Raw genomic sequence first — 15,893 nt, 5'->3', positions numbered from 1 at the left:
ATTGCCATGCTATTAAAAATTGAAAATAATTCTCTAAGGTTTTAATAATTAGGTCATTCAGTTTTTGAATGTGGCAAATGAGTAAAGCTTATTATTAAACTTAAATATTACCCTATGAATTCACTAACCCAAGTTAAGATTAAGAACAACTGTTTAGAAGCTTGTGAAAAGTGTATTGCTGATTGCCTTGCCTGTATAGAGTCATGTAAACAAATGAAAGGTATGGAGCAATGTATCCTTTTTTGTGAGCGATGCATAGATGCATGCAAGGATTGTATTGCTGCATCAAAAATTAGCTTACTTGACAGGGATATTTCCATGCAACAATGCACGGATGCTTGTTACAACTGTGCTAGCGAATGTGAAAAGCACGATCATGATGCATGTCAAGAATGTGCAGACTCATGCCGAGAGTGTATTGCTGAATGCGCGACTCTTCTGGATTAAAGATTTGAAAATCTGTCTGTCCTTGAATGGACACTTTCCAATTCATATTTGAGATTAAAAAAAGCGGCTGATGGATCATCCATCAGCCGCTTTTTTATTTAATAGGTATATCCGCTTTTCTGCCAGTAAGGAGGTTAAAGCAATATAAAATAAGCTCAACTCTAGATTTTAGGCCACTTCGGTCTCCTGTCATCCCCGCCTGCAGTTCGGGCAGGGGTCTTCTAGCCGGATGAGCAAAGAATTTTTGGTTACTGGCAAGATTGCGGATAACCACATTGATTAGTTATAAATCTCGTTATAATCTTCCATATCCGTTCCTTTGTTGAAGTGGCGGATATTGTAAGAGAAAGAAAGCATGAAGTAGCGCTGCATTACATTGTTTTGGCCATCTTCTATGTAGGCATCAGTTACATTTCTGTAAACACTCCTGTTTTGTCCCAATAGATCATAGACATTCAAAGAAACTTCGCCTCTCTGATTGCTGAATATTTTTTTGCCAATGCTCATATTCATCAATACTACATTAGCATCATATCCTGCGGATAGTCCTGAGTTCAACTGATGATTTACGTCCAGTCTGTATATAAACCCTTCCCATATTATCCAACTCAAATTTAGTCTTGAGCGCTGATTGTAGTACTGATTATTCAGGTTTGCATTTAACGTGTTTTCTACATCATTGTAGGAGAAGCGTGTAGAGATGTTGAAGTCTATTTGATCTGAGATATTACTGCTCAATGAAATCCCAGTGCTGATCCTAGATGAGTTGTTAAAGCTTAATTGATTGTTTACCTGTCCTGGTCTTTTGGTGCTGCTAAACCCGCCATTGAGATTGAAGTTTGATTTGATGAATTTCAATGGAATACCATAACTCACCCATGACCTGAAGTCCTTGGATCCATCCAAATTCACAGGTTTGAATAGCTGGGAGCCTTTTTACAAAATAATTTCTCCCGGAAGTTCGGTCGCTTCCTGTGCAGTGAATGTACTGTTTGAAACGGCGTTATTAACCAAGTTGTATTGAGCAAAAACAAACCATGATCTATCATTCTCAGGGTTATTGCTGCGGAATCGAAGTCTCATTCTATTCGAATAGGATTGATCAAGGTTAGGATTACCTGTTCTCAACTGCAGCGGATTTGAGTTGTCTATCGCATTTTGAAGCTGACCCACGGAAGGGGCGTCTACATCGGTATCATAATCCAGTTCAAAATTGGTATTCTCTGAAATGGTATAATCAAATCTAACTGTTGGAAGGAAGCTTTTGAACGTTCTTTCCAATGATTCCGTAGCTGGGAAAAACTGTTCGTTTCTAAGTTTAGCGTCTTGGTATTGTACCTCTGCCTGAAACTTCAATTTCTCTAGTGTATATTGGTAGCCTAGCTCCAATTCCTGACGAAGATATTTGCTCGAAAAGGAATTACTCAACGCTGTATCTAGTGCCAGATCCGGGTTTGTCAGTTCCTCGTTTAGAATGTTGAAGGTCAACTGATCTGAATCATTGATGCGATTTCCTATTTGGTATTCCAACTCCATCTGCCCATTTTTTCCAAGTGGCTCTGTGTAGGAAATGCCTGTTTCCCAATCTGTGCCTGATCTATCACGGGTGATCTCCTGGTTGATCAATTCCCTACGCTCGTCGGGTTGGTAATAAATGTTAGTAGCACTTCGGAAGGCCGCATCATTGTCTCCGTGGAGGCCTGTATTGGCTCTCAGGGTTAGACTTCTTCCTTCTTTTCCAAATTTGTGACTATAGAAAAGCCTATGGAACATGTCAAAATCTTTATTGTTGGAAGTCCGGATGTTTTCTGTTTGGTTCAATGGACCTATATCATTTACGCTTTGTCCAAAGAATCCTGAATTTTCGTTTTCGCGGGATGCAGAGAATCTAGGTCTATATAAAATCCGGTTGTTTTTATCGATGTTGTATTCCAGCCTCATATCAAATCTATGATCTTGACTGGTGCGTGTTTCTCTACTTTCCTCCGTGTAGAATTGATCTGAGGAAGATCCAGTTACATACTCTCTGATCAGGCTGGATTGGCTCGTGTTTTTGCGATTATTATAGAGGTAACTACCACTGATTTTTATTTTCTCTCCCCAATTATCTGAATAATTCACACCAAGGATATTCGTGGTTATAAGGCCGTTTTGGGGGCGGTTGTTGCTTTGAGCATTTGGATCACTGGAATAATCCAGCACATTGATATTATTACTCAACCCCGTAAAAGTTATTCGTTGATCCTCATTGAAGGAGTTGATACTAGCTCCAGCCAAGTAGTGATCATCCGTTCCATATCCTGCAGTGGTTTTTCCAAATTGACCTTTTCTTCTATTTGGCTTGGTGATAATGTTAATAGTCTTCATTCGCACACCATCATCAAATCCGCTTAGTATTGCTTTATCACTTTTTTGATCAAAGATTTCTATTCCTTGTATTACCTCCGCTGGGAGATTTTGCAAAGCTGTATTGATATCACCTCCAAAGAAAGGTTTGCCATCTACTAAGATCTGTGTGATCGCCTCACCTTGAGCTTGTAGTGTTCCGTCTTGGGATATTACTCCTGGAAGTTTTTGTATTAAAGTCTGTGCACTGGCATCTCTCATGGTTTGGAAAGCATCAGCATTATATAGGGTAGTGTCACCTTTTTGTTCCCCCTGTGCCCTAGCTGCACTGATAGTTACCTCGTCCAGATCTGTAGCTTGCTCCTTAATACCTAAAACACCCAAATCTAAATCCTGAGTGACATGTATATTTTTGTAAAAATTTTGGTAACCCAGATATTGAATCTTGAGAAGATACTCTCCGGATTTGATGTTTTGAATTTCAAATTCACCATCCAAATCTGATATCATGCCCTCCACCTGCACAGAGTCGGGTAGATTTTGAATCAAAATAGTTGCGTTCGGAATGGTAATCTCCGTACCTGCTTGCTTTACTTTTCCTTTAATAGAATAGTTCTGGGCAGATAATTGAGAAATCGATAATAGCGTAAAGAATAGGTAGAGGCAGTATTTCATTGTATAGGCTAGTTGGGAGCTTCCGTAAAAAGCGTTTCTCTCATTTATAGGGAGAATATTTTGGTGGTAGGGTCGAGGTCAACCTTACATCAAAGGAAGGAAGTTTAAGGCATGATAAAGAGTAATAATTGGCTAAGCGGTAATATGCTGTACTGAGTAGCAAATAGGCCATTTGTGTATTGGCTTTTTTGCCAGTAAAGATCTAAATGCAGCTTAGAATAAGTTTAATTCTAGGTTTTAGGCCACTTCGGTCTTCCGTCTCCCGTCTTCCGTCATAGTTCGGCTGCGGATAATCAGAATGCCTTGTCTATCCGCTTTTCTGCCAGTAAAGCGACTAAACCATTACAGGCTTTGGTAAATACTAGCATTTAGGCCACTTCGGTCTCCCATCTCCGGTCTCCGGTCTCCCGTCTTCCGTCATAGTTCGGCTGCGGATAATCAGAATGCCTTGTCTATCCGCTTTTCTGCCAGTAAAGCGACTAAAGCATTGCAGGCTTTGGTAAATACTAGCATTTAGGCCACTTCGGTCTCCCGTCTCCTGTCTCCTGTCTCCCGTCTCTCGTCTCCCGTCTTCTGCGAATAATCATCCTGCTTAATTCCCTCAAAAGGCATTTCAGAAGTCCAAATGACATACTTTGACAATAAGCGTCATGAAATAATGTTAATTTTTAGAACATCGGTATGTTTATAAAAACAACATTTATATCTTAGCTGATGTTAAAAGAATCAGTTATGGAAAACCAAGAAAAGATCAGCATCACTACAAAGACTTTGGCATCAGGTAATTGCCAGGTTAAATTTTTCATCGAAGACGAGGCAAAGCCTCTATACGGTTACCTACTCGTAAATGGTCCAAAGCCTGTGGGAGAAATCATTGACGAAATCAAACAGAGAATGGAAAGAAGAAGGAGTGCCGCTTTAAACATGAACCCATTTTTCCCCATCCCTGCTACTCCCGAAGATCATAACTTTTACCTCTACTCTGCATGAAATACCTTGCTTCTAATCTTCGGTTTTTGCGTAAGCAAAAAGGAATCACCCAAAATGATCTCGCCGATCAACTGGATGTACAGCGCACTATGATTTCTGCTTATGAAGATGGTAGATCTGAACCAAAACTCTTAACACTCGGTAAGCTATCTGATGTTTTTGAGGTAGGGATGGAAGAGCTTCTGAATCATGATATAGAAAATCAAGGAAGAAAAGCAATCCAGAAAAGAGGTATCAATATTCTTACCATTGCCTGTGATCAAGATGATAAGGAGAATATCACACTGGTAGGACAGAAAGCCTCAGCTGGTTACCTGAATGGCTATGCAGATACGGAATACATGGAGAGCCTTCCTCAGTTCCAGATACCTACACTATCCAAGCAGGCTACCTACCGTGCCTTCGAGTTGGCTGGTGATTCCATGCTCCCTCTAGCATCAGGTACCATTGTCATCGGTGCCTATGTGGATCAATTGAAAGATATCAAAAGTGGCAAAACCTATGTACTCGTGACTGACTCTGAAGGTGTGGTATATAAAAGAGTATTCAACTACCTGAGCGATAACGGTAAGCTTTTTCTAGTTTCTGATAATGAGCAATACAAGCCTTACGAGGTAAAAGGTGAGGAGGTAGTGGAAGTTTGGGAAGCAAAAGCTTTTATCAGCACAGATTTCCCAAATCCCGGCGATAAGAAAAAGCCCTTAACCATGGAAGATCTTGGGGAAATGATCTCTGATATTCGGGCAGACCTAAGGACTTTGAAGGGTTAATTTTTTCTCAACTCTGCATTTGCTGGCGAACCGTTATTGAATGTCTGGCCAAACCAACTTATACCTCCGTCATTAGATCCAAATGAAAACCCGTAATTATTTGAGTCTCCATACATCCTAAATTGGGTTGTATAAAGATAGGTACCATCGAATTCTCCCGTGCCCTCACCTGTTTTCTGATCAAAATAGTAATAGTCAAAGGTGAAAAAATAACCATTCTGTTTGATTAGAATATAGCCCATTCTTACCCCATCTTGCCATACCCACCATTTGCCTGAATAATCAAAAACAGCTTCTGCCGGTGTATTTGCTGTATTTTCATCCTCTAGTTGCAGACTTTCGTAAATCTCGTTTCCAGTTGGATTCTCTTCTCTAAGTTGATTGATGTCGGCTTGGCTGAGCTCATTCTCCACCTGTCCACCACCATCATCTAATGTGTCATCATAGTAGGTTTCCTCATCTGGAATCAAGCCGATAATGATTAATACTATCAATACAATGAGGACCCAAATGTAGTTTTTGGCCCACCAGCTTTTAGGTTTGAGAGCTGGAATAGGTCTGTAGGGATTAGGGTTGACGGGTTTCTTTTTTCTTGGAATCACTTTGGCAAGCGCTTCCACCAATACGCCCAAATCATACTTCCACCGCGTGATTGATATCTCGAAAGTTTGAAGGCCTGCAAGTTCTTTTAGTTCATCAGGTAATTGATCGGCCGTGGGCCTGGTGGCGCCCTTAAGCAACAAGGGAATCACCCGGGTATCTGCCTTTGCCAAAGCAGCGCTAACTTCTCTTCTTACCCAGTCTTTTTCCTGAAAAAGCCTAGTAATTCCGTCTTCATTTGGGTCACCAAACCAATCTGGACCTATGGCTACCAATACGACTTTGCTTGCCTTAAGCGCTTTGTCTATCGCATCTGCGAATCGAATACCAGGTTCAAGGTTTTCTATATCCAGGAAAACAGCATCTTCTCCGAATTCCTCTTCTAGTGTTTCTCTAATGCGATGACAATCACTTTGAGTGTCTGAATGCCTGTGACTGAGAAAAATTTTATTCTTTTCCATAAAAAAACCTGATTCTAGCTAGTTAAAGTTAAGCGAATCAGGTTCTTATTTGCAATGCAAAGGTTTTTTTTATTCTTCGATCAGGTTTTCAAACCCATCTTTTATCTTTCCAACTGCGTCAAAAGAGGTGTCAATATTAACCACTCCCTTGCCGAGCTCATGCCAGTAGCCGTCTCCGCATTCTATATAAGATCCGCGTTGGTTGCCTACTGTTTCTTTAGCAATATCATAATTGTAATCTGGAGAAAACACCAATTTCATAAGCTGAACAGCATATTCCCAATTGATAATTCTCGAATTGTTTTTCGAAACTAAGACAGCTTCCCGATTCGAGAAATTCATGGTAATAGAGCAATCTATGCTTTCCTCATTAGTTACCTGACGGTAATTCACAGTAAGAGGTGACTCTTTCTTCGAAGTCTCATAGATCGCTTGAATCACGTCCTGAGCCAGCATTTGCCAACCTTCCTGATCTGTAGGGGCTTTGGCTGCACCGGTTTTTCCGTCTTCTAAAACTGAAAGCGTAAGTCCGCCCTCATCTAATTGTCTACCGCTCCATTTTGTTTTTTCAAATTCTATGGAAACTACCTTTTTCCAAACGTAGTCAAGTGTTCCTTTAAAGCTGAAATCATCCTTTGCAGTGAATCCCTCATCGAGGATTTCATCAACAGTCAACTCCTCTCTATCTGTATAATGTAGTTCCAATTCTGCAATCAGCTCAGAACCACTCCAGTCAAGTGCTAGCCTATAAACATGGCTATAAGGAGGTGGGATAATTCCTGAGTCGAATTCAATTACGATTCCGTTTGTGTGGTCGTTACTCTTTTTCATGTGTTTATATTTTGTTTTCAATGGCCACATGGAATCTCGCACTAGTAATAATGCCCCTCTGTGTGTCGATTGGGGCCTGCCTGTCTGCCATAGGCAGGCTCGATTTCATCTATCAACCCACTGAATGATTCTTGGGGTATGCCTGTCTGCCACAGGCATGCTCGATTTCATTGCTGCAAAAGTAGGTCTTTTACCTCAAAATTTCTTAGCGCAAGTCAATTTCAAAAAGTGTGAGTTCGCCTGCTATGACTTTTTTGCTGCATTTGTCAAAAGATGGGATTCCAAAGAGTAGGCTCGGATTATTAGAAAACCCAAAATTATCCAGCGGGTATCCTACTTTATTTTTCCTGATTTGCCCATTTTTATCATGATCATGAAAAACTATGACAGCATAATTTCCAGCAGGAACATCTCTGATAGTTTTCTTAGCTACACCATTTTTGATGGGTATAGTTACTATCTTCCAAGCCTCATCGAGTGATTCTGGCCAACCGCTTTTTTGATCAAAAATAAGAAGTTGAATCACTCCATCATCAGAAGAAGTTTCTGAAATGACTAGTTCAATTGAGCCCAAATCACTTTGAGTTGGTGAAATAGAAAGTATAAAAAGGAGGCTTAAAAGTGCCAGCTTCATAATAGTTGTATTGTTTTTGGTCTATTTATTTTTCCTGTGCTTGTTCTAGAAAACGAGGGAACTATAAAAGTGTTTTTTGGAGCTTCAAATTTATTCATGACTTCTGTTAGTGCCTTTTGGAGCTTTGAGGGTTTTTCAATGCTGTTGTCAGTTGACTCGATAGCCAAGCATAATTTCTCACCTAGTTTCTCATCTTTCATCCCAAAAAAGAAAAATGGGGAGTTTGGGAAATAACTATCAATGATACGCTCAGCTTTTGCTTCCAATAGTTCTGGGTGAAGCTTGATTCCTCCGGAATTAATTACAAAGTCTGCTCGCCCTAGCCAGCGAAAGGAATCGTTTTCTATGAATTCAACCAAATCATTTGTTTGCACCACTTCATTATTACTTGCAGCTGATTTCACCCAAAGTGCTTTTCGTGCATCCATTCCGAATTCAACCCTAGGGAGCATCTTGTAACTTAATTCTCCAGGTTGGATTTTAGCCAAGGCGATATGGGAAACAGTCTCTGTCATGCCGTAGGTTTGGTATGCCTGAATTCCCTGTGCTATTAGCTGATTTTTCAATCCAGAACTAATAGGAGCTCCACCTATGATCAGCTGTTTAATTTTTTGTAGTTTCTCTGCAGACGATTTATCCTGTAAACAAGCTTCTACTTGTAGCGGCACCATAGCTACAAAGTCAGGAATATCATTGAGTTCCAACAGAGGGTTTGACTTAGGTTTTGTCAATTGAATCTTACTATTCCAAACCATTGCTCGCACAAGCATCATTTTACCGGCGATATAGTTTGGATCAAGGCAACAAAGGAGATTGGTGTTTTCGTTGGTTTTGAAAAAGGCTTGAGTAGAGGTTGCACTGGCGATCATCTGAAATCTTGAAATCTCGATTTTTTTTGGAGTTCCGGTAGAGCCAGATGTTTGTTGCACATAGGTGTCCTTACCTGAAAGCCATTCCTTGCAGAATTGCATAGCAACTTTTGCAAAGTCAGGGAAATCATCGCTTGCAAGCTCAAAGTCTTCTTTTGCCTGAAATATGTGTTTGCCGAAAGTGAGTTGAAACATTTACGCTATGCTGGATAATGGCTTTCCCGAAGGTAATAATCCTGACTTCAAAATTCAGGGAAGCCTGTTATCTTGCAAAAGAATTAGATTTTTAACCAAATCGGAAGTTATGAACTGGATCACAGCAAAAGAATACGAGGATATCACCTATAAAAAATGCGACGGCGTAGCAAGAATCGCTTTCAATCGCCCAGAAATAAGAAATGCCTTCCGCCCCAAAACTACAGCGGAATTATATGACGCTTTTTACGATGCTCAGGAAGATACCTCTATTGGAGTGGTTCTATTGAGTGGGGAAGGACCTTCTGCAAAAGACGGTGGCTGGGCATTTTGCTCAGGAGGAGATCAGAAAGCACGGGGCAAGCAAGGCTACGTAGGAGAAGATGGTTATCACCGGTTGAATATTTTGGAAGTGCAGCGCTTGATCCGCTTTATGCCAAAGGTGGTGATTGCCGTTGTTCCAGGTTGGGCAGTTGGAGGAGGGCATTCCCTTCACGTAGTTTGTGATTTGACATTGGCAAGTAAGGAGCATGCGATCTTCAAGCAGACTGATGCTGATGTGACCAGCTTTGACGGAGGTTATGGTTCGGCGTATCTAGCGAAAATGGTTGGGCAAAAGAAAGCGCGTGAGATCTTCTTCTTGGGAAGAAACTATTCAGCTCAGGAAGCCTACGAAATGGGAATGGTGAATGCTGTGATTCCTCATGCTGAACTTGAATCTACCGCCTATGAGTGGGCTCAGGAGATCTTGGCCAAGTCCCCAACTTCCATCAAAATGTTGAAGTTTGCGATGAATCTAACTGATGATGGCATGGTAGGTCAGCAGGTTTTTGCTGGTGAAGCCACTCGCTTGGCCTATGGCACTGATGAGGCGATAGAGGGTAGAAACGCCTTCTTAGAGAAGCGTAAGCCTAACTTCGGAGCAAATAAGTGGATACCTTAAGGAGGTGTTGGTCGTAAGATATTAGTATTGAGACATTAGAACTAATAAGCACTATAAAAAAAGAGAGGCCATGAGCCTCTCTTTTAGTTTTATTTGGTTGGTTGATTGATTTATTTTTTGTTTCCGTATGACTTATCGTGAAAGTGGTAGCGGGCATCATCGTTGGCCTTGACAAGTTTGCTTTCTGTATCGATCACCATTACTGGCGGAGTAGTGTCGGTACCTTTCATTGCGTTCCATTCTGCCTGCCCATCTCCATTAGGATTACCAGTTTTGATGAAATTGGCAAAGTAATTCATGAAGGTTTTAGATACAGTATAGTCTTCAGCAGTCCATGCAAAGACATCTACTAGCGGAAGATTACCCATAGCATATTCAATTTCACAAGCATGTGGAGCACCAATTGCCTCTGGTCCTTTAGGTCCTCCTTTTATAGTGCCTCCAGCTAGCCCAGGAGTCAGATTTGCGTCTTTTAATGGCGGACGAAGCTTGCTGTATAGATACCTGTAAACTGGCTGATCAGAGTTTTTAGCATGTAAATCCAACCACTTCCAAGTAGAATATGCGATGAATCTATCTGCCGCCAAGTGAGTTGCTGATCTCTCCACTTCCTTTGCATCAGCATGAGGATGAAGGCTTAATACTTCCTCATAATCTTTAGGATAGGTTTCTTTTACTTTTGCGATGAAGGCATCAGGAGTATAAGATTGGCCTTGCATAAATGCCGAACCTGGGATCTCTGCCGAATTCCATCCAGCCAGGAGTGGTACCATTGCCTGTTCTTTAGCTTCGAAAATCTCAGGAAGTGTTTTTGGAAGGAAATAGCCATCCATTACTACAGGAAATCCAAAACGCTTGGACTCATTGTAGACGTCATAAATATCTTTGGTGGAAAGTGCTCGCAGTTCCTTAATGCTGTTAAATCCAGCTTGTGCTGCGAAGTCAGCTCCCATCTTTTCTGCTTCAGCTAGGGGAGTTGGAGCCATAGTTGGGTTTATGCCTGCTCCACTTTCACCTATAGCTCCGGCGATTAGATCCTTGGCAAGGGGAGATGCCATTTGATAACTAACGGAGATCGAACCTGCAGATTCCCCCGCAATAGTAACTTTCTTAGGATCTCCTCCGAAAGCCGAAATATTTTCTTTCACCCATTGTAGGGATGCCAACTGATCCATCAACCCATAATTTCCGGATGCTTTGTATGGAGCTTCAGCACTTAAGCCAGGGTGAGCTAGGAAGCCAAAAATGTTCAGTCTATAATTGACCGTGACTACTACAATTCCTTTTTGAGCCATAGCCTCACCATTGTAGCGTGGTTCTGATCCGTCACCTGCCACAAATCCACCTCCGTAGAAATAGACTAATACAGGCAAGTCTTTGGTATTCCGATCAGCAGGAGTCCATACGTTGAGGTATAGACAATCTTCACTGATTCCATCAGACTTGAAATCCATATCTCCAAAAACAGGGGCTTGAACGGCTCTAGGCCCGAATTTATTGGTTTCTTTTACCCCAGTCCAATTGTCCAAAGGCTGTGGTGCTTTCCAACGAAGCTCACCTACAGGTGGCTTCGCAAATGGAATTCCGAAATACTTTTGTATCCCTGTTTTGGTGTCGTATGATCCTGCAATCATTCCGTTTTTGACTTTAGCTTGCACTTCAAAGGAGTTTTTGTTTTGGGCTATCAAGGAAGTTGAGATTCCAATAAGAAGAACCATCGAAAAAATTCCGACTAGTTTTGAGGTAGGTTTCATGGGGGTGAATTAATGTTTCTTTGTGAAACAATAGTAAATGCTTATTTTTAAAATTCCTATAACTTATACCAGTATTTCCTAGTTTTGTCCATGCCCTTACCACAAGCAGAATATCTTCCAAATATTTCATACGACTCGGTTATTTTTGGTTTTTCTGGAGAAAAGCTCAAAATTTTGGTTTTGGAATATTATAATATGAAGACTTACGCATTGCCCGGTGGCTTTGTGAAAGTAAATGAACCTCTAGATGATGCGGTGAAGCGTGGCCTCTCGGAACGTACTGGTTTGGATGAAATCTACTTAGAGCAATTTCATACATTCGGATCCATGGATCGATTTAGTCCGGCTGTGATGCGCAAAATGCTGGCGGAGCAAGGACATATCTATGAAGATCATTGGCTCTTCGGGCGATTCATCACAGTTGCCTATTATGCTTTGATCAATTATGAAAATGTAGTGCCAAAACCGGATGAATTATCTGATTCTATTGAATGGTACGATTTTGATCAGCTGCCAAAATTGATGATGGATCATGCTGAAATAGTGGAAAAAGCACTTGAACACCTACGTTCAAATTTGGATCAAAAGCTACTGAGCTTCAATCTACTTCCTGAGCGATTCACCATGAAGGAGCTGCAGCAAGTATATGAGGGGATACTCGGGGAAACTCAAAATAGAGCTAATTTTCAGCGCAAAATGCTTAGTCTTAATATTTTGGAAAGACATGAGAAACTCTTTTTAGGAGGCTCACACAAAGCGCCTTTTCTGTACAGTTTTAAGAAATAGGGACCTGTACTAATCCATATTCACAGGCAATTAGTAGCGCGTAGAATCTTTTCTGATTTGGAAATTATTTAGCTGATTTTGATCTTGTATTTGGCTAATAATCCAGGCAATCCATCTAAATCAAACTTGGCTCCTTTGATTCTGTTAAGCTCCGGGTCAATTGTATAATTAGATGCATTTCTGAAATCAGTACTGAGTAGTTCTGTCCTGTCAAATGTAGCTCCGCTAAGATCAGAATTCTGAAAATCTGCCCCTGATAAATCTGTTTGGGTAAAATCTACTTCAGTCAGTTTGCTGGCTATGAACTTTGTCTTTTTTATCTTGAGACTGTAAAAACTGCAGTAATCCATTTGACAACTAGTGAAGCTGAATTCCAGAAGAAAGGGATTTGATGCGTGAAAATGAATTCCTAGCATTTTACAATCCTCGAAACTCACTTGTCGAAAGGGAACTCCAGTCACTTTGAGATTGCTAAGGTCACATCTTTTGAAAGTACAGTTCTCAAAACTGGCACCCCTAAGGTTTAGATCAGAGAACTTACACTGTTCAAAGCTGCAATTCTCGTATTCAATTAATTGAAATTCTTCTACAGTAAAGTCACTGTTTTTATAATGCTGATCTGCTAGGTAAGCCATGAGTTGGGGAAACGAGACGAGTGTTTGTCTGGGTGACAATTTTAAGGAAATTTTCGCAATCGGCTAGTATCGATGGCCTGTCATACTATCTGAATTCGTTTTGGTTCAACTGTAAACCGGTAATGAGTATTTATTATTTGAAGTTAACTCCCTGATTGTATCTGTTTTAGTTTCTGTGTAGCCTTGATGTACTTTGATTCATAACTTCTTCTTATTACTACTATCGAATAGGAGAGTAACTGTGAAGCTGACAAAAGCCAGTGGAGTGGCATCCTTCACTGATTTTGAATGTTGGAATTATACGACTACTTTCAAATTGAAACCACAAAGAACCTTTAATTCATGCGAATCGTAATTTTTACGCAGAGTATATGGAGCATTCCTTCCATTCAGCAATTGGCCCTAAACAAGCAAATAATCGGTGTTGTGATTCCCCAAAAGGATTTTCAAAATCAGGAAATGCTAAATGAAGTTTGTAACAACTTCGGACTTGATATTTTTAGATGGGATGGAAAAGACTTGGAGGAGATTGGGGAATGGCTTACTAATTTAAAAGCTGACAGAGGTGTGAGTTTTGGTTTTTCATATAAAATTCCAAAAGCCATATTCGCAAGTCTGGAATGGGGCGTTCTAAATGTCCATTATGGAAAATTGCCGAAATATGCCGGAGCTGCACCGCTTTTTTGGACGTTAAAACAAGGAGAAAAATCTGCTGTTATTTCCTTTCATAAAATTGATGAAAATTGGGATGCTGGAGTATTAATTTTAGAATCTGTAGCTCCGATATTTCCTGGAGAACCATATGGCTTATTAGCATCCAGATTATCTGTTTTGGCAGGAACGGAACTTCTAAAAGCTTTGGATAAACTTCCTCTTTCAGAGGGGGAGGTTCTTACTCCTAATGAGTCTCCTTTACCTAGACCAAAAGAAGAGGATTTGACGATTGATTGGAAAAGTCAAAGTGCCGATGAAGTAGAGTTTTTGGTAAATGCTGCCAACCCTAATTATAGCGGAGCTATCACGACTTTCCGAGGAAGTCAAATTCGGATACTAGAAGTTAGTCCTGCAGAAGTGAATGTAGTAGGGATTTTCTCGCCAGGCACCATAGTGTATGCTGACGCGACGTACGGAGTATTTGTTTTGTGCGCAGATTTCAAATACTTGAGAATAAATATTTTCCAAATAGATGGGACTATAATTACGGGTTCCAAATTGGCGGCACTGGGCATAAGGCCTTACGAGCAAATGCTTTAGGATTGACTAGGTTTTTATTTAAGATTTGAGTCTTGTATTGCCCGTTCTACTAATTGGGTCGTTATGTACTTGTGATTAGAGTTTCTGAAATAATTCCTGTAGTTTCTAATATCGTTTTAATATTTATTTTTCAAATATGAGTTTTGATAGAAGAGAATTTTTAAAGAAAATGTCTATTTCGCTAGGAGCTGTTTCCCTTCCAGGGATTGGTTTTGCATCGGCATTTTCTCATAATAATCTAGCTTATGAGCAGATTTTGCAAGTAGGGGGGAACTCATTAGAAAGTGCAAAAACGGGGTATTTATTAGGTAGCACTCGTGCTATCAATAGATTGGTATTGACTACTTTGACTCCTTCAGATATTTCAAACAAAAGTATAGTTCGGCTGAATAAAATCGGTATTAATGCGATGCTTTTTGGTGGTGACTGGGTTCAGAAACTAGGTAATTCTGATTCAGGTAATACTCCTATAAGTAGCTTGCCTTTTGTTAACTCGAATTTTTCTTCCCACGAAATGCCAGAATCAATTTCCAGTCATTTGATTTTCTCTAGTTCAACTAGAAAAATTGGAGTAATGGGAATCGGATTTGGAGAGAAAGGTCAGAGTATTTCTGGAACCATAGAGAAGATGAATCAAGTCGCTTTTGATCTTAAGAATGACCTAGGCTGTGATGAGGTCTATTGTCTAGCAGATAATCCTAATCCATATTTTCAATTCTTTTCGCTAAAAGACCTGGCTTCAGCTAGCCGTTATATTGACCAGTTTTTTGGATCTGATTCACAAAAGGAGCAAAGCCAATTGATTGTAATGAAGAACAATGACAAGCATCAGGTTTTGTTGACAATTGCTAATCCTAATGCGGAAAAACAATCTGTGGTTTCCGTACGAGAGGGGAGATTTTCAGGTTTTCAATTGATCTAAGGAATTACTTGGATTCCTCATATACGTATTAATACGTATGGATATTGAATTAATGTTTTTATAGTTTTACCAAATGGGGTTAATCGCTGATGTGATTGCACCGGAATTCCTTCACTATAAGATGGTGAGAATTGCAATTTTTGGCGGAAAGCCCGAACTGATTTATAAATAAAATAAAAGCAATAAAATTAGATTATTATAAATAATTTTTCACTTAAACTTTTAATACAATGGATCCATTTCTAGGACAAATTACGCTTGTTGGTTTTAACTTTGCACCACGAGGTTGGGCATTTTGCTCAGGCCAACTTTTACCAATCGCTCAAAATACAGCTCTATTTTCTCTTCTGGGCACTACTTATGGAGGGGATGGAAGAACCACTTTTGCATTACCCGACCTTAGAGGTCGATGTGCAATTGGAATGGGTAATGGGCCAGGTCTTACTGATAGACGACAGGGAGATACTCTAGGGCAGGAAACAGTGACACTGACACAAAGTGAAATGCCTTCTCACACCCACGGACTTCTTGGCAATAGTACTAATGGAACATCTAATGATCCGGCTGGTAAAGCACTTTCTAAAAACACCGTAACACTAGAAAGAGGGTCAGATCCTATTCCTGCAAATGGATTTATTGCAAGTGCAGCTAATGCGCCAATGCATGCTTCAAGTATAGCAGTTGCTGGAGGAAATTTAGCGCATAATAATATGCAGCCTTCCCTAGTAATGAACTATGTCATTGCAACAGTAGGGGTTTTTCCTTCTAGAAATTAAATCAC

Annotated in this window: 15 protein-coding genes; 7 read left to right on the top strand and 8 right to left on the bottom strand. The window is 40.3% G+C overall.

The genetic code is table 11. The annotated features are described in order from the left end of the window. Window positions 1-726: 726 nt before the first annotated feature. Together ESV85_RS22575 and ESV85_RS15815 are read right to left on the bottom strand one after the other, a co-directional pair. On the bottom strand, window positions 727-1,353 hold the full coding sequence (locus ESV85_RS22575; protein ID WP_223276019.1) for an outer membrane beta-barrel protein: 627 nt from the start codon (window positions 1,351-1,353) through the stop codon (window positions 727-729). 30 nt (window positions 1,354-1,383) lie between these two features. Further along, the gene (locus tag ESV85_RS15815; protein WP_223276018.1) at window positions 1,384-3,468 is read right to left on the bottom strand and encodes an outer membrane beta-barrel protein; all 2,085 of its coding nucleotides are present in this window, start codon (window positions 3,466-3,468) and stop codon (window positions 1,384-1,386) included. A gap of 732 nt (window positions 3,469-4,200) precedes the next feature. Between ESV85_RS15815 and ESV85_RS15810 the strand changes: the two genes are divergently transcribed. Together ESV85_RS15810 and ESV85_RS15805 are read left to right on the top strand one after the other, a co-directional pair. Further along, window positions 4,201-4,458, top strand: a complete 258-nt coding sequence (locus ESV85_RS15810; RefSeq protein ID WP_146919253.1) for a hypothetical protein — start codon at window positions 4,201-4,203, stop codon at window positions 4,456-4,458. Continuing rightward, entirely contained in the window at window positions 4,455-5,228 is a 774-nt protein-coding gene (locus ESV85_RS15805) for an XRE family transcriptional regulator (protein ID WP_146919251.1), read from the top strand. Before ESV85_RS15810 ends, ESV85_RS15805 begins: the two co-directional genes overlap by 4 nt. Here the strand turns inward: ESV85_RS15805 and ESV85_RS15800 are convergent. The 4 genes from ESV85_RS15800 to ESV85_RS15785 form a co-directional block, all read right to left on the bottom strand. Beyond that, complete coding sequence (locus ESV85_RS15800) at window positions 5,225-6,289, bottom strand: toll/interleukin-1 receptor domain-containing protein (RefSeq protein WP_146919249.1); 1,065 nt, start codon at window positions 6,287-6,289, stop codon at window positions 5,225-5,227. The two genes, ESV85_RS15805 and ESV85_RS15800, sit on opposite strands and share 4 nt — an antisense overlap. A 69-nt stretch (window positions 6,290-6,358) precedes the next feature. Continuing rightward, a complete protein-coding gene (locus ESV85_RS15795; RefSeq protein WP_146919247.1) occupies window positions 6,359-7,120 on the bottom strand; it encodes a hypothetical protein in 762 nt (253 codons plus the stop codon). A 205-nt stretch (window positions 7,121-7,325) separates the two neighbouring features. Then, window positions 7,326-7,754, bottom strand: a complete 429-nt coding sequence (locus tag ESV85_RS15790) for a DUF2141 domain-containing protein (protein ID WP_146919245.1) — start codon at window positions 7,752-7,754, stop codon at window positions 7,326-7,328. Continuing rightward, a complete protein-coding gene (locus tag ESV85_RS15785; RefSeq protein WP_146919243.1) occupies window positions 7,751-8,818 on the bottom strand; it encodes an AMP-binding protein in 1,068 nt (355 codons plus the stop codon). The genes ESV85_RS15790 and ESV85_RS15785 overlap by 4 nt, the downstream gene beginning before the upstream one ends. Before the next feature lie 109 nt (window positions 8,819-8,927). On the opposite strand from ESV85_RS15785, the gene ESV85_RS15780 reads away from it, so the two are divergent. Then, entirely contained in the window at window positions 8,928-9,761 is an 834-nt protein-coding gene (locus ESV85_RS15780; protein ID WP_146919241.1) for a 1,4-dihydroxy-2-naphthoyl-CoA synthase, read from the top strand. Window positions 9,762-9,871: 110 nt separating this feature from the next. Here ESV85_RS15780 and ESV85_RS15775 read toward each other — a convergent pair whose 3' ends face one another. Next, a complete protein-coding gene (locus ESV85_RS15775; protein WP_146919239.1) occupies window positions 9,872-11,515 on the bottom strand; it encodes a carboxylesterase/lipase family protein in 1,644 nt (547 codons plus the stop codon). 90 nt (window positions 11,516-11,605) lie between these two features. Here ESV85_RS15775 and ESV85_RS15770 point away from each other — a divergent pair, with 90 nt between their 5' ends. Then, on the top strand, window positions 11,606-12,301 hold the full coding sequence (locus ESV85_RS15770) for an NUDIX hydrolase (protein WP_146919237.1): 696 nt from the start codon (window positions 11,606-11,608) through the stop codon (window positions 12,299-12,301). A gap of 68 nt (window positions 12,302-12,369) precedes the next feature. On the opposite strand, the gene ESV85_RS15765 is transcribed toward ESV85_RS15770, so the two are convergent. Next, window positions 12,370-12,936 (bottom strand): pentapeptide repeat-containing protein, encoded by a 567-nt coding sequence (locus tag ESV85_RS15765; protein ID WP_146919235.1) that lies wholly within the window; start codon window positions 12,934-12,936, stop codon window positions 12,370-12,372. A gap of 342 nt (window positions 12,937-13,278) precedes the next feature. Here ESV85_RS15765 and ESV85_RS15760 point away from each other — a divergent pair, with 342 nt between their 5' ends. The 3 genes from ESV85_RS15760 (at window position 13,279) to ESV85_RS15750 (ending at window position 15,888) form a co-directional block, all read left to right on the top strand. After that, window positions 13,279-14,190, top strand: coding sequence for a methionyl-tRNA formyltransferase (locus ESV85_RS15760; protein WP_146919233.1), 912 nt, complete (start codon window positions 13,279-13,281; stop codon window positions 14,188-14,190). A gap of 169 nt (window positions 14,191-14,359) precedes the next feature. After that, window positions 14,360-15,112, top strand: a complete 753-nt coding sequence (locus ESV85_RS15755; RefSeq protein ID WP_146919232.1) for a hypothetical protein — start codon at window positions 14,360-14,362, stop codon at window positions 15,110-15,112. Window positions 15,113-15,342: 230 nt separating this feature from the next. Beyond that, window positions 15,343-15,888, top strand: a complete 546-nt coding sequence (locus ESV85_RS15750; protein WP_146919230.1) for a phage tail protein — start codon at window positions 15,343-15,345, stop codon at window positions 15,886-15,888. The last annotated feature ends 5 nt before the right edge of the window (window positions 15,889-15,893 follow it).

The sequence above is a fragment of the Algoriphagus aquimarinus genome (genome assembly GCF_007997215.1).
Lineage (GTDB): Bacteria > Bacteroidota > Bacteroidia > Cytophagales > Cyclobacteriaceae > Algoriphagus > Algoriphagus aquimarinus_A.
Note: the sequence above shows the minus strand (reverse complement) of the source record. Positions and strands in the feature narration are given on the sequence as shown.

Coding starts and splice junctions, on each gene's coding strand:
- ESV85_RS15800 (WP_146919249.1), bottom strand. CDS start 6,289: ATGGAAAAGAATAAAATTTTTCTCAGTCACAGGCATTCAGACACTCAA.
- ESV85_RS15765 (WP_146919235.1), bottom strand. CDS start 12,936: ATGGCTTACCTAGCAGATCAGCATTATAAAAACAGTGACTTTACTGTA.
- ESV85_RS15770 (WP_146919237.1), top strand. CDS start 11,606: ATGCCCTTACCACAAGCAGAATATCTTCCAAATATTTCATACGACTCG.
- ESV85_RS15780 (WP_146919241.1), top strand. CDS start 8,928: ATGAACTGGATCACAGCAAAAGAATACGAGGATATCACCTATAAAAAA.
- ESV85_RS15775 (WP_146919239.1), bottom strand. CDS start 11,515: ATGAAACCTACCTCAAAACTAGTCGGAATTTTTTCGATGGTTCTTCTT.
- ESV85_RS15815 (WP_223276018.1), bottom strand. CDS start 3,468: ATGAAATACTGCCTCTACCTATTCTTTACGCTATTATCGATTTCTCAA.
- ESV85_RS15760 (WP_146919233.1), top strand. CDS start 13,279: ATGCGAATCGTAATTTTTACGCAGAGTATATGGAGCATTCCTTCCATT.
- ESV85_RS15750 (WP_146919230.1), top strand. CDS start 15,343: ATGGATCCATTTCTAGGACAAATTACGCTTGTTGGTTTTAACTTTGCA.
- ESV85_RS15805 (WP_146919251.1), top strand. CDS start 4,455: ATGAAATACCTTGCTTCTAATCTTCGGTTTTTGCGTAAGCAAAAAGGA.
- ESV85_RS15795 (WP_146919247.1), bottom strand. CDS start 7,120: ATGAAAAAGAGTAACGACCACACAAACGGAATCGTAATTGAATTCGAC.
- ESV85_RS15755 (WP_146919232.1), top strand. CDS start 14,360: ATGTCTATTTCGCTAGGAGCTGTTTCCCTTCCAGGGATTGGTTTTGCA.
- ESV85_RS15790 (WP_146919245.1), bottom strand. CDS start 7,754: ATGAAGCTGGCACTTTTAAGCCTCCTTTTTATACTTTCTATTTCACCA.
- ESV85_RS15810 (WP_146919253.1), top strand. CDS start 4,201: ATGGAAAACCAAGAAAAGATCAGCATCACTACAAAGACTTTGGCATCA.
- ESV85_RS15785 (WP_146919243.1), bottom strand. CDS start 8,818: ATGTTTCAACTCACTTTCGGCAAACACATATTTCAGGCAAAAGAAGAC.